At 58.7% G+C, this 13,979-nt stretch carries 10 protein-coding genes and 2 pseudogenes; 5 read left to right on the forward strand and 7 right to left on the reverse strand.

What is annotated here, in order from left to right:
- Window positions 1-169 precede the first annotated feature (169 nt).
- Window positions 170-283: pseudogene (locus ACSSVY_RS08670) on the reverse strand (IS6 family transposase); the annotation flags it as partial.
- A gap of 282 nt (window positions 284-565) precedes the next feature.
- Between ACSSVY_RS08670 and clpS the strand changes: the two are divergent.
- From clpS to hemF, 4 genes are read left to right on the forward strand one after another with little or no spacing between them, the layout of a single operon-like run.
- Window positions 566-904 carry an ATP-dependent Clp protease adapter ClpS gene (clpS, locus tag ACSSVY_RS08675; protein WP_009815904.1) on the forward strand — a complete coding sequence of 113 codons (339 nt, stop codon included), beginning with the start codon at window positions 566-568 and terminating at the stop codon, window positions 902-904.
- A 1-nt stretch (window position 905) separates the two neighbouring features.
- Complete coding sequence (locus ACSSVY_RS08680) at window positions 906-1,898, forward strand: class I SAM-dependent methyltransferase (protein ID WP_454269102.1); 993 nt, start codon at window positions 906-908, stop codon at window positions 1,896-1,898.
- Between the two features lie 45 nt (window positions 1,899-1,943).
- Window positions 1,944-2,744, forward strand: a complete 801-nt coding sequence (locus ACSSVY_RS08685) for an SDR family NAD(P)-dependent oxidoreductase (protein WP_454269103.1) — start codon at window positions 1,944-1,946, stop codon at window positions 2,742-2,744.
- A gap of 28 nt (window positions 2,745-2,772) precedes the next feature.
- Window positions 2,773-3,663 (forward strand): oxygen-dependent coproporphyrinogen oxidase, encoded by an 891-nt coding sequence (gene hemF / locus ACSSVY_RS08690; RefSeq protein ID WP_454269105.1) that lies wholly within the window; start codon window positions 2,773-2,775, stop codon window positions 3,661-3,663.
- Between the two features lie 7 nt (window positions 3,664-3,670).
- Here the strand turns inward: hemF and ACSSVY_RS08695 are convergent, their stop codons facing one another.
- The 4 genes and pseudogenes from ACSSVY_RS08695 to ACSSVY_RS08710 form a co-directional block, all read right to left on the reverse strand.
- Window positions 3,671-4,435, reverse strand: a complete 765-nt coding sequence (locus ACSSVY_RS08695) for an IclR family transcriptional regulator (protein ID WP_454269107.1) — start codon at window positions 4,433-4,435, stop codon at window positions 3,671-3,673.
- A 13-nt stretch (window positions 4,436-4,448) separates the two neighbouring features.
- Window positions 4,449-5,807 (reverse strand): TRAP transporter large permease, encoded by a 1,359-nt coding sequence (locus tag ACSSVY_RS08700; RefSeq protein WP_454269109.1) that lies wholly within the window; start codon window positions 5,805-5,807, stop codon window positions 4,449-4,451.
- 1 nt (window position 5,808) lies between these two features.
- Window positions 5,809-6,477: a TRAP transporter small permease gene (locus ACSSVY_RS08705; RefSeq protein WP_454269111.1), complete on the reverse strand. Its 669-nt coding sequence runs from the start codon at window positions 6,475-6,477 to the stop codon at window positions 5,809-5,811.
- Window positions 6,478-6,575: 98 nt separating this feature from the next.
- Window positions 6,576-7,810 (reverse strand): annotated as a pseudogene (locus ACSSVY_RS08710) (TRAP transporter substrate-binding protein).
- Window positions 7,811-7,925: 115 nt separating this feature from the next.
- Between ACSSVY_RS08710 and ACSSVY_RS08715 the strand changes: the two are divergent.
- On the forward strand, window positions 7,926-9,539 hold the full coding sequence (locus tag ACSSVY_RS08715) for a GMC family oxidoreductase (protein ID WP_454269113.1): 1,614 nt from the start codon (window positions 7,926-7,928) through the stop codon (window positions 9,537-9,539).
- A gap of 47 nt (window positions 9,540-9,586) precedes the next feature.
- Here ACSSVY_RS08715 and ACSSVY_RS08720 read toward each other — a convergent pair whose 3' ends face one another.
- Both ACSSVY_RS08720 and ACSSVY_RS08725 read right to left on the reverse strand, forming a co-directional pair.
- Entirely contained in the window at window positions 9,587-12,691 is a 3,105-nt protein-coding gene (locus tag ACSSVY_RS08720) for an efflux RND transporter permease subunit (protein WP_454269114.1), read from the reverse strand.
- 20 nt (window positions 12,692-12,711) lie between these two features.
- Window positions 12,712-13,839: an efflux RND transporter periplasmic adaptor subunit gene (locus ACSSVY_RS08725; protein WP_454269116.1), complete on the reverse strand. Its 1,128-nt coding sequence runs from the start codon at window positions 13,837-13,839 to the stop codon at window positions 12,712-12,714.
- Window positions 13,840-13,979 lie beyond the last annotated feature (140 nt).

Raw genomic sequence — 13,979 nt, forward strand, 5'->3', positions numbered from 1 at the left:
GCATTTCTCCGGCGCAAGACCTTGGGTGCTCGAAAACCTATGAGGCTAGGTTTTGAATGTTCCCGTTCGCGCCTATTCGTTCTTATGTACCCAGCGATCCAAGCATGTGCGACGAACATTCCAACTCACACTAAAATCTAGAGACCTAAGTTTTACATGAGCGGCCCGCGATGTCCTCGACCTCGCGCAGACCCAAGTTGAACCCGGCGTAGAGCCGGACAACATGCGCAATGGTCTGGGGTGGAAACCGGTGATGCTTGTAGCTGATTTTCTCTGTCTGCATCGACACCGCCAAAGACCAGATCAATGAAACAGCAACCTCAAACCCGTTACCGTGACAACCCTCTCATGCAACCCGCACCGGAGACCACATTAGTGAGGTGGCGCGTCGATCCTCGGGTCAATTCAAGCCGGGCGCGTGGCCCCGCACAGATCGAGCCAGTAGCAGACACAACGGATTGAACCGCTTCTTTCACGCTGACCCTTTTCTAACCGGGGGCAAAAGATATATAGACGTCATGAAACAGACCCTGTCCCATGGCAATAATCCGATAGTGCGACACAAATGATCCAACATCCGATTACAATGGCCGGGCCCGATGAGGACGCGGGAGATCCCGCGGTCGTGGTCGCCACCCGGCCCAAAACCAAGCGTCCACCGCTCTATAAGGTTCTGCTGCTCAATGATGACTACACGCCGATGGAGTTTGTGGTCGCCGTGCTGGAACGTTTCTTTGGCATGTCGCATGCACAGGCGTTTGAAATCATGCTGACGGTGCATAAGAAGGGCCTCGCCGTTGTCGGTGTGTTCAGTCATGAGATTGCCGAAACCAAGGTGGCGCAGGTGATGGATTTTGCCCGCCGCCACCAGCACCCGCTGCAATGCACAATGGAAAAAGAATAACTTGGCCACTGCCACACGCCTGACCATTGCCCTCGCCGACGGGGTAGTTACCATTCCCGAAGCGGGGCGGATTGCCGTTTTCACGCCGCGTGTGGATTCAGACCTGTCGGCGTTGCCGATGGACCGGGTGCAGGTGATCACCACGCTGAAACCCGATTTCGATTACTTTGCAGGTTTGGGATATGACTGCGCTGTTGCGCCCGAGGGGCGATATGGTGCGGCGATCCTCTGTCTGCCCCGTGCCAAGGCAAGAGCCCGTGCCGCGCTGGCAGAGGCTGCATCGGTGACCGATGGCCCGGTGATCGTCGATGGTCTGAAAACCGATGGCATAGAATCGGTGCTGCGGGATTGTCGCCGCCGCGTGACCATCAGCACGCCACTGTCCAAGGCGCATGGCAAGATCTTCAGCTTGGCCGCCGGGCCGGAATTCTCCGAGTGGGCCGCGACCGTGCCGCAAGAGATCGAAGGCGGTTATGTCACCGCACCCGGCGTGTTTTCTGCGGATGGCATTGATCCCGCATCCGAGTTTCTGGCCAACAGCCTGCCACCCAAGCTGGGCGCGTATGTGATTGATCTGGGCGCCGGCTGGGGCTATCTGAGCGCCCGTGCGCTGGAGCGCGACAGCATTGCGCGGCTTGATCTGGTCGAGGCGGACCATGCGGCACTCACCTGCGCGCGCAAGAACGTCAAGGACCCCCGCGCCTATTTTCATTGGGCTGACGCCACCCGATGGCAACCTGAGGCGCGCGCCGATGCCGTTATCATGAACCCCCCATTTCACGAGAGCCGCGCCGCCGATCCGGATCTGGGCCGCGCCTTTATTCGTGCAGCGGCGGGAATGCTCAAACCCTCGGGTGCCCTCTGGATGGTGGCCAATCGCCATCTCCCCTATGAAACCACGCTTGCACAATGCTTCACTTCGGTCACCGAGGCAGCAGGCGATACCCGCTTCAAGATCCTCCACGCCAGCCGTCCCGCGCGGAAAACCCACTAACCGGATCCAGCGCGCACGCCTTGGACCCAGCTCGAAAGGCCCAGCATGTCATTCTCCATCTCTGGCAAAACCGCGATCATCACCGGCGGGGCGAACGGAATCGGTCTCGCGATCGGTCGTCATTTCGTGGACAAGGGCGCCAATGTCGTTTTTGCCGACATGGACGAGGCACGGCTGATCAAGGAATTGGGTGAGAATGACGACAGCAGCAAAGTCCGCTATTTCGCCGGAGATCTGCGCGAAAAATTGACCCAAGCCAATCTCGTATCCGCCACGATTGATGCATTCGAGCAGATCGACATCCTCGTGAATGCCTGCCGTCAGATTGTCCCTTCTGATGCACTGAACCCCGATGATGATGCGGTCGAGATGCTGTTGCAGCAAAACTTGCTGACCGCGCTGCGGATGAGCCAACAGGTCGCGCGTCGGATGATCAAACAATCCGAAGGTCAAACCGAAGGAAGCGCCGGCACAATTGTCAACATCTCGTCGATTGCCGCGCGCTGCACCCATCCTGCTCTGCTGGCCTATTCGATTTCTTCCGCAGCTCTTGATCAGATGACACGCAGTCTTGCGCTTGCCCTTGCACCACATCGGATTCGGGTTAACGCGCTGGCCTTTGGGTCGGTCATGAGCGCCTCGCTCAAGGAAACCTTGCGCGAACACAGCGACTATCGTGCCGACATCGAGTGCCACACTCCGCTCGGTCGGATCGCGTCTGCTGCGGAACTGGCCGAGGCCGTGCACTATCTCGCCTGCGACGGATCGGCCTTTATGACCGGGCAGATCATGACGGTCGATGGTGGGCGCACCCTGCTTGACCCCTGCGCAGCCCCGGCGCACTAATAGGCATCATTGCCCTAGGACAAGACGCATGACCGACGAATTTACCCAGGAGAAAACCCGCGCCGCCGCTTGGTTCCGCCAGTTGCGCGATGACATCGTCGCCGCCTTCGAGGGGCTGGAGGACAGTCACGCCAAAGGTCCCCTGTCAGACACCGCGCCGGGACGCTTTGAAGTCAGCGATACCCGCCGCCACAGCGAGGATGGATCGGACGCCGGGGGCGGCCTCATGAGCGTGCTACGCGGGGGCCGGGTGTTTGAAAAGGTTGGCGTCAATGTCTCAGAGGTCTATGGCACCTTGGGCGAGGCGGCACAGCGTTCGATGGCGGCCCGCGGCGTGCCGGGGATGGACAGCGATCCGCGGTTCTGGGCTTCGGGCATCAGCCTTGTGGCGCATATGCAGAACCCGCACGCGCCTGCGGTACATATGAACACGCGGATGTTCTGGACGCCACATGCATGGTGGTTCGGGGGCGGGTCCGATCTCAATCCCTGCATCGAGTATCCTGAGGACACGGCACATTTTCACGCTCAACAACAGGCGCATCTCGATCCGCATGGCATTGATCTCTATCCCACACTCAAAGCATGGGCGGATGAGTATTTCTTTGTACCGCATCGCAACCGCGCGCGTGGCGTTGGCGGCATTTTCATGGATGACCGCAATACCGGCGACTGGGAGGCGGATTTTGCCCTGACGCAAGACATCGGTCGTGCCTTCTTGCCCGCCTATGTGCCACTGATCGAAAAGCGCCGGGCGCAGGATTGGTCAGAGGCCGACAAGGATACCCAACTGATCCATCGCGGCCTCTATGCCGAATACAACCTCGTCTACGATCGTGGCACGAAGTTCGGTCTCGCCACCGGGCATGATGCGAACGCCGTATTGATGAGCCTTCCGCCCATGGCGAAATGGATCTGACCCCGCGTCAGGCTACGAGCTGTGACAGATCGGACGCTGCCTCGCGCATGATACCGAGATAATCCAAAGCCTTCTCGATGCTGAAACGCTGCGTTGGCGCGTGAAACGCCAGTGTCGCCATGAGCCGGTCGTTAACGTCCAAAATCGGCACGGCGAGGGCGATCATGTCCTCCATGAACTCCTCGCGGTCGAGAGAATAGCCCTGAACTCGCACCTGCTGAATCTCTTGCAATAGGGCGTCAGGATCGGTCAGCGTGTTGGGCGTGCGCGCCTCAAGATCAGTCGCGCCGAGGTATCGCATCAGATGACTGCGCGCGAGCGTACTGAGATACATCTTACCGCTGGCCGTACAATAAAACGGCACACGCGTACCGATGGGAAGTTGGATACGCAGAGGCCATTCCGTCTCGATCCGCTCAAGATAGATCATCGCGTCCCGATCCGGCAGGGCGATATTGCAGGTTTCGCCGATCTGACGGCTGAGACGTTGCAAAACCGCCTGCCGAGCGGTGCGAATTCGCAGCGATGACAGCACGCCGCCCGCCAAGGTACGCAGGCGCGGCCCCGGAGAATAGCTTCGCCCATCAAGATCGCGTTGCAGAAACCCCTCCTCCTCCAACGTGGCAAAGAGGCGGTGGATGGTTGGCTTGGGCAGGCCAATCGCGGCGTTGACCTCGGTCGGCGTGATGGGGACGCCCACACGCGCAATCTCTTCGATCACCAGCAACAGCCGCAGGTTGGTCGGTATCGTTGCTGAGTCCTCGCCGTCCATGCCTAGCCCATCTTCACCGTTGTGGAAGCAGCGCTGTCGAGAGACCGGGAACCAATGCGACAAGGACCCAGACCGCGAGCAGAGCCACGAGATAAGGAACCGTGTAGCGCAAAAGCTTGAAATAGGGAACGCCCGTCACCCCAGACGCCACATAGAGATTGAGCCCATAGGGCGGCGTGATGAATCCGATCGACGCGCCTACAAGGAAGATCACCGCAAACTGCACCGGCTCGACACCCACGGCATGTGCAATCGGGGCGAGAATGGGAGCGAGGATAATGGTGACCGGCAAGCTTTCCAGCACCATGCCACAGACAAAAACGATGGCCATGGAGGTGAAGAGCACAGCGTAATAGCCGCCCATCGAAGTCACAAAGCTGCCAATGGTTTCCTGCGCACCCAGTACCGAAAGGATCTGTTGCATCACCACCGACACCGCGATGAGCGGCGCCAGAATACCCGTAATCTGTGCCGAACGCATGGTGATAGACGGCAGCTCCAGAGGGCTGAATCCTTCTACCACCAGCATTTCCGAGATTTTCTTTTCGCTGACATCACGGCCCTTGGCCCCACCCATGAGCTTGTAAAGCGGCAAGCTGACAAAGCCCACGATCACGCAGAAGCCAACGGTTACACCCGCCGCTTCGGTTGGGGAAAACTTGCCGGTATAAATGCCCCAGAGCACTAGGCCGATAGCAAAGAACCCGAGCCAAGCGCCGATGGCTGTTTTGAGCACGCGCATCGGGCTGAGCGCAATGAGAATGCCCCAGCCGTTGCGCCAGCAGATCAGGAACGCGGCCAGCATCATCGCCAGCACCATCAGGGTGCCGGGAATGATGCCCGCGACGAACAGTTCCGAAATCGGCAGATTAAGGAGGAACCCATAGACAATGAAGATGATCGAAGGTGGAATGATGATCCCAACCGTGCCGCCCGCCGCCGCCGTGGCCGCTGAAAAGCGCTCGTCATAGCCTCCTTTGACCATTTCAGGGTGTAACATCGAGCCGATGGTCGCGGTCGTAGCAGAATTTGAACCGGAGATTGCCGCAAAGAGTCCGCAGGCCCCGAGCGAAGCCATGGCAAGCCCGCCCCGGATCCATCCAAGGCACGCATAGGCAAAATCACTCAGACGCCGCGCAATTCCAGAGCGGTTGATCAGATCTCCGGTCAGAATAAAGAGCGGCATCGCCAGAAGGGCAAAGCCATCGGTGAACACATCCGCCAATGCCCCGCCGATATTCTGCAAGGACATACCAAGCACAAAGGAAATGCCGATGACCCAGTAACCGATGACCAGAAAGACCGGCACGCCCAACATGAAGAGAAAGGTAACTGCGATAGAAATCAAGGTGATAAGGGTTGGATCGGACATCTCAATCACCTCCTATCACGGCTTGGGTAATCAGGGTCTCACCGCTACGGAAGTTCGCGATATCCGTCAGGGCATTCTCGATCACACGCGCCACTAGGGTTATAAACGCTATCGGCACGGAAAGCAGGAACCACCATTGCATGACATTGTCGGTGCCCAGCATGATCTGAAAATTCGAGGCGGAATTGGCGACGACCTTGGACGAGGTGACGACAACCACCCATGAAAATCCGATCCAGAGAGCCGCATCCAGCATCAGGCAGGCAATTTGCCCGCCGCGCGGCATGGCGGTTCGAAATTCGGCAAAGGCCAGATGCGTTCGTAGTTTGACGTTATAGCTGCATCCGAACCACGTCATGATGAGAAAGAGAAATGGCGGCAAGGTCGTAGACCACGGCACCTGTTGCGAGAAGACGAAGCGGCGGAACACTTCAACAAAAATGATCCCCCCGATGGCAAGATAGGAGACGACCATAAGCGTCTGCTCCAGATTGCGCTCGGCCCAAGGGCTGAGGCGATAGAGCAAAAGGATCAAAAGGGACAGCGCCAACATCGCAGCGAGACCAAGCGGCCAAACCGCAGGTTGGTTCATCGCCGCGCTCAACATCCAGGAATCGCCTGCCATGAGGGCGCTCAGGATTTCGCCTGTGCCCTGAAACCAGCCGGTCATGCTTGAATCTCCCTTCGGGTCATTCCAATTGCGCAACATCAATCGTTGCGTTGTCGTCCGGGCCACCCGGAAGGCAGCCCGGTTCCTGAGGCAAAGGCTCAGGCCGACCGCCACCACCGGCGCGGTTCAACGTTTTCGGGCAGAGTATCCACCGGGATTTCCCGCGCAACGTCATAAATCGCTTGATAGGTATCGATGCCACCTGCCCAGCCATTGAGCCGCTCGCGCCACTGCGCCCAAGGCTCGGGGTTGAACTCTGGCGAGCACATTTCCTCGGCGATCTTGATCTGCTCATCCGCAAGAAAGGCAGGGCGCACGTTGTTCTCGGCAAAAATAGTTCCGGGCAGTTGCGGATCAGAGAACCCGACGGTCTTGACCAGCGCCGCCTCATTGGCAGCCTGCACATGGACCTGCGCCAGATAGGCGGATTCCATGATCGCATCCTGTAAATGCCCCTCCATGGCGTCGAAGACTTTGGCCGACATCGAGGTATGTTCGGTGCCACAGAAGAACTTGAGATCAACAGACTGGCTGACCACTGGCGACATATTGGCATAAGCCACGGCTGAGGCCCATGTCTCAGCACCGTCGATCAAACCCTGCTTGAGACCATCAAGCGTCTCTTCCCAGGCCACCGGCACCGGATTGAGATTGAGAAGCTGCATGGCGATGCGCCCCAATTGTGTGCCAGTGACGCGGTTCTTGGTGCCGAACAACTCTTCAATCTTGGTCACTGTTGGCTTTTGCGCAAAGGATTGACCCATCTGCAGACCGCGGAGTTCGCAATGCGAGAACAGGAATTTCAGGCCATGCCGTTGCTCCAATGGCTCGCGTAGGATTTTCTGCGAGGCGGGGCTGTAGAGGAAATGATACTGCGCGGCACGGCTGGGGAACATATAGGCATAATCCAGCACATTGAGATAGGGCGCGCCACCGGCAGAGTTTTGGGTCGAGGCCGGTACATGTCGACGACACCCAACTGGGTTTTTTCCACACAGTTGAGCTGACCGCAGATTTGGTTGTCGCCAATGAATTCAACGCGAATTTCGCCGTCAGTCCGCTCCTCCAGATCGCGGGCGAATTCCAGAACACCAGCCCGCTCGATCAGCAGGTTGCGCGCGTTGAAGCCTGAGGCTCCCAATTTCAGCGTATGTTTAGGTTCTTTTCCGAACCGCTTGTCATAGGTGCTCTCGGCGGCACGCGCCAAAGACGGGAGCGAGACCGCCCCAGTCAGAGCGCCCGCGCCCAACACCACGGATGACAGGCCGAACTGACCTGACAGACGGAACAGATCCCGGCGAGAAATCTCGCTCAGGGCTTTCGATACTTTCATGGTCTCCTCCCTATTGTGCAATTTTGATACTTGCAGTCTCAATAATGATCGAATTATCCTTGATCTGGCAAGGATAATTTTTTCTTCGCGTCAGGATTGAGGAGGGTAGGCAGGAATGTCGGAGATTTCAGCGGATTACGTGATCATCGGCGCCGGTTCTGCCGGATGCGTTCTGGCGAATCGTCTCTCAGCAGACCCCAAGATCAAGGTGGTTCTGCTTGAGGCTGGCGGGCGCGACTGGAATCCCTGGATCCATATTCCAGTTGGATATTTCAAAACGATGCACAATCCGAGCGTGGATTGGTGTTATCGGACAGAGCCAGATCCCGGCCTGAACGGCCGTGCGCTGGATTGGCCGCGCGGCAAGGTTCTGGGTGGGTCGTCCTCGCTCAACGGGCTGCTCTATGTGCGTGGTCAACCGCAGGATTACGACCGCTGGGCGCAGATGGGCAATCCCGGCTGGGGATGGGACGATGTGTTGCCACTCTTCAAACGGTCAGAGCGTCAGGAGCGCGGTGCTGATGACTATCATGGCGATCAGGGCACGCTCTGGGTGTCCAATATGCGCTTGCAAAGACCGATATGTGACGCATGGGTCGCGGCAGCCCAAGAGGCTGGCTATCCGTTCAACCCAGATTACAATGGGGCCAAGCAAGAAGGGGTCGGCTATTTCCAATTGACCACGCGCAATGGACGGCGTTGCTCTGCCGCCGTGGCCTTTCTCAACCCAGCCCGCAAGCGGTCAAACCTGACCATCGTCACTCATTCTCAGGCCAGCCGTATCCTTTTTGACGGCAGACGCGCAATAGGTGTTGCCTACCGTGACCGCGCCGGACGTGAGCATGTTGCCAAAGCGCACGCCGAGGTGATTTTGTCCTCCGGGGCGATCGGATCACCGCAGCTCTTGATGCTGTCAGGGTTGGGCGAAGCGGCTCATTTGCACGATCATGGCATTGAAGTGCGCCATGATCTGCCTGCCGTGGGCCGCAATATGCAGGACCATCTGCAGGCGCGACTGGTCTTCAAATGCAACGAACCCACCTTGAACGACGAAGTGCGCAGCCTGACAAATCAGGCGCGAATTGCTCTGAAATATGCCCTCTTTCGCGCTGGCCCCATGGCCATGGCCGCAAGCCTCGCTACCGGCTTTATGCGTACGGGCGACCATGTCGAGACACCGGATATTCAGTTTCACGTACAGCCATGGTCCGCCGACAGTCCCGGCGAGGGGGTGCATCCATTCTCAGCTTTTACGATGTCAGTCTGTCAATTGCGTCCCGAGAGTAGAGGCGAGATTCGACTGGCCTCTGCAGACCCGACTCACTACCCCAAGATCCACCCGAATTATCTCTCAACTGAAACCGACTGCCGCACCATCGTGGAAGGGATCAAGATCGCCCGTCGCATAGCCCGATGTGCACCTCTCACGTCCAAGATTTCCGAAGAGTTCCGCCCCGACCGCACGCTCGATCTAGAGGATTACGAGGGCACGCTTGACTGGGCAAGGCGGTTTTCGACCACCATCTATCACCCGACCGGCACCTGCAAGATGGGACATGGACCGGATACCGTGGTCGATGCACGGCTCCGGGTGCATGGCATCGACGGGCTGCGCGTGGCAGATTGCTCGATCATGCCCGAAATCGTTTCGGGCAACACCAACGCCCCCGCCATCATGATCGGCGAGAAAGCCTCGGACATGATCCTCGAGGATCGCGCGGCGGGCTGAGCGCGGCTCGGCCCGTTCCGGTCGGATCGTCCTGCCTGTCCGAAGGATCACTCCTTGGCGCGTTTGGCGCCAAAGAGGCGCGTCACGATGACAAAGAAGAGCGGCACGAACACGACGCCCAGCACCGTGCCCGAAATCGTGCCGCTCAGCACCCCGGACCCGATGGCATTGCGCCCCCCCGACCCTGCGCCGGAACTTAGGACCAGCGGCAGAACGCCCAAGGAAAACGCCATCGAGGTCATGATGATGGGACGGAACCTCTGACGCGCGGCCTCGATAACGGCCTCCAGAATGGTCTCGCCCGCCTCATAGCGTTCTCGGGCGAATTCCACGATCAGGATCGCGTTCTTGCCCGTCAGGCCCACCACGGTCAACAGGCCCACCTGAAAGAACACGCCGTTCTCGAACCCACCAATCCACGCACCGGTCAAAGCACCGACAATCCCGATGGGCATGGCCAGCATGACGGCGAAGGGGATAGACCAACTCTCATAAAGCGCCGCCAGTGATAGGAACACCGCCGCCAAAGAAAGCGCGTAGAGCAAGGGGGCCTGGTTGCCAGAGTCGCGTTCCTCAAGTGATAGACCTGTCCAAGCCAGTTCAAATTCCGCCCCGAGTTGCGCGACTAAACGCTCCATTTCGGCCATCGCCTCGCCGGTCGACACCCCCGCTGCAGGTGAGCCCTGCAGTTGCACAGACGGGATGCCATTGTAGCGATAGAGGCCCTGCGCACCGTAATCCCATGCCCCTTCGGAGAAATTCGAGAACGGCACCAACCCGCCGCTTGCATTACGAACGCGCCATTTTTCGATATCCGACGGCTGCGCGCGCGCCTCCGCCTCACCCTGCACATAGACTCGTTTGATCCGGCCCTGATCGAGGAAATCGTTGACATAGGTGCCCGCCCAAGCGACCTGGAGCAACTCTCCGACGTCACTGGGGGTCAGACCCATCGCCCCAGCCTTGCGCCAGTCGATATCAAGGTTGAACTGTGCCGCATCCTCAAGTCCGTTTGGACGGGCGGATCCGATCAATTCACTCTGTGCCGCCATGCCCAGCAACTGGTTGCGCGCCGCCATCAGATCAGCATGGCTTTGACCACCACGCGCTTGCAGGTAAAAATCGAACCCCGAAACGTTGCCCAATTCTATGACCGACGGTGGCACCACCGGAAACACCATCGCATCACGAATCTGACTGAAGGCGCCAAAGGCGCGCCCCGCAAGAGCCTGCACACTCTGGTTCGGTTCTGTGCGCTCTTCCCAGTCCTTGAGCTGGACAAAGGCCAGACCCATGTTCTGCCCGTTACCGGAGAAACTGAAGCCGACCACCCCGAACATGGAATTCACAACGTCTGTTTCTTGTTTGAGATAGTAATCCTCGACCTGTTTGACGACCTCGAGCGTGCGCTCGGCGCTTGACCCGGTGGGGGTCTGGATGAGGGTAAAGAGAATGCCCTGATCCTCTTCCGGCAAGAATCCGGTGGGCGTGCGCAGAAACATCAGCGCCATGCCCAGTGCCAGTGCCAGATAGACGACGAACACCCGCACAGGGCGGCGCACCGACCACCCCACCGTGTCACCGTAGCCGTTCGTGAGCTTGCCAAAGCCCGTGTTGAACCACGCAAACGGTCCGCGCTTCGGTGCGTGACCCTTGGCCTTGAGCAAGGAGGCGCAGAGCGCCGGCGTCAGCGTGATCGCCACCACCACCGACAGCGCCATGGCGGATACGATGGTAATTGCAAATTGCTGATAGATCACCCCCGTGGAACCGGGAAAGAACGCCATCGGCACGAACACCGCCGAAAGCACCATCGCGATGCCCACCAGCGCGCCGGTGATCTGGCCCATGGATTTATGCGTGGCCTCACGCGGGCCCAGGCCCTCTTCCTCCATGATCCGCTCGACGTTTTCCACGACGACGATCGCGTCATCGACCAAGAGACCAATCGCCAGAACCATCGCCAGCATCGTCAGCGTGTTGATCGAGAACCCTGCCGCCGCGAGCACCCCGAAGGTGCCTAACAAGACGACCGGCACCGCAAGAGTCGGAATGAGCGTGGCGCGCAGGTTCTGCAGGAAAAGGAACATCACGAGGAACACGAGGCCGATCGCTTCGAACAGCGTTTTGACCACTTCCTTGATGGAAATCTCGACAAAGGGCGTGGTGTCATAGGGGATTACGTAATCGACACCCTCGGGAAAGAAGCGTGAGAATTCGACCATGCGCTCCTTGATCGCTCGGGCCGTATCGAGCGCGTTAGCGCCCGGTGCCAGGGTGATTGCCATACCCGCCGCCGGGTCAGTGTTGAACCGCGCCGTTGTGGCATAGTTCTCTGCCCCGATCTCAACCGTTGCCACATCGTCCAGCAGCACCAGACCACCATCGGTTTCCGCCCTGAGAACGATCTGGCGAAAGTCCTCGGGCGTGCTGAGCAGCGATTGTGCGGTGATAGTGGCATTGAGTTGCTGGCCCTCTACGGCAGGGCGCGCCCCAAAGGAACCCGCAGAAATCTGCGCATTCTGGGCGGAAACGGACGCCACAACATCCGACGGTGTCAGGCCAAAACCCGCCAGCTTGGATGGATCGAGGCAAATCCGCATTGCATACTGCGCGCCGAACACATTGACCGAACCGACGCCTTCAATCCGGCTTAGCTCGTCGACTAGATTGGTCACCATATAATCTGAAAGATCAACCTGTTCGAGACTGCCGTCGGTCGAGATCATACCGACCACCATAAGGAACCCAGCCGAGGATTTCTCGACCGTGATTCCCTGCCGTTGCACGATCTCAGGCAAGAGCGGCGTAGCCTGTCCTAGCTTGTTCTGCACTTGCACCTGCGCGATATCCGCATCGGTGCCTGTCTCAAACGTCAGAGTTACCTCAGCACTACCGGCCGAGGTCGAGCGAGACGAGAAGTAACGCAAACCGTCCAGTCCGGTCATCTGCTGCTCGATAACCTGTGTCACCGTGTTGGCGACCGTATCGGCAGAGGCCCCTGGATACGTGGCCGTCACCGTGACTGAGGGCGGCGCGATCTGCGGATATTGCGCGACCGGAAGGATCATGATCGCTAGAATCCCAATCCCCATGATGAGAATGGAAATGACCCAGGCAAAAACCGGGCGGTCGATAAAGAAACTAGCCATGCGGTATATCCTCTGCCCGGTTACTGTTGCGGCTCAGCACTGCGTTCTTCGGGCGCGACGGCTGCCCCCGGCGCAGTTTTCTGAAAGCCTGCCACAACAATGCGATCACCGGGATTCAAACCCTCGTCCACAACCCAATCATTGCCACGGTCTTGAATGACGCTGAGCGCGCGCTCTTCGATCACCCCTTCGCCGTTGACCACCCAAGACAAGGGCCGCCCACGACGATCGCGGATCACCCCTTCTTGTGGCACGAGATAAACCGCCTCGGCCACTTCAACAGGCACTTCCACCTGCACATACATTCCCGGCAAAAGTAGGAGGTCGGGATTCTCAAATTGCATTCGCAGTGTCACGACGCCGGTCTGCGGATTTACATTTGGTTCAGCCGCCTTGAGTTGGCCGGTCTCGCTATAATCAGAACCATCCGCCAGCTTAAGCCGCACTGTCGAATCCGCTCCTTCAAGGTCGCGCTCTGTCTCACCGCGTCGCCAGCGCAAGAGGTCCGCTGCGGATTGCGTCACATCGACATAAACGGGGTTGATGTTGCGGATCACGGTCAGCGGCTGTGACTGACTCGCGGTAACAAGCGCGCCCTGCGACGTGAGAGAGAGGCCGATACGCCCTGAAAGCCGTGCGCGGATTGTGGTGCGAGACAATTCGATCTCTGCCGAATTCAACTGCGCCTTGGCCAGTTCCAATCCCGCAGCCGCCGCATCGCGGGTCGACGTCGCCTCGTCCAGTGCCTGTTCGCTGGCCACATTCCGGGATTGTAATTCCGCCAACCGTTGCGCTTCTCGCTCCGCCGAACGCAACTGTGCCTCGGCCTGTGCGACAGTTGCCTGCGCCTGCCTAACGGCCGCTTGGTACGTGGCCATATCGATCTGATAGAGTGGATCACCTTCCGTCACATCAGCGCCTTCTTCAAATAGGCGCTCGGTTATGATCCCATTGACCTGAGGACGTACTTCGGCCTCGGCCGAGGCTGCCACACGCCCCGGTAAAAGCGACGTCAGGGTCACATTTTCCGGCTCGAGCGTTACAACGGTGACGGGGGTCGGTCCTTGCTCCTGTTGCGCCACAACCAAATCCGGCACAAAACAGACACAGGCCACAAGGGTAAGGATGAACCTTGGAAGATGAGCCATCAGGAGCCCTTTCACGATAAAGCATTGGCGCGATTGCATCGGGTGATTTATAAAACGGTTGGGTTTTATAAATATGACGGACCCGGAAATGGCAAGATCACAGATGGCCCGCACAGGGACCTGTGCGAAATTGAGTTAGG

The organism is Roseovarius sp. MBR-51 (assembly GCF_053628575.1).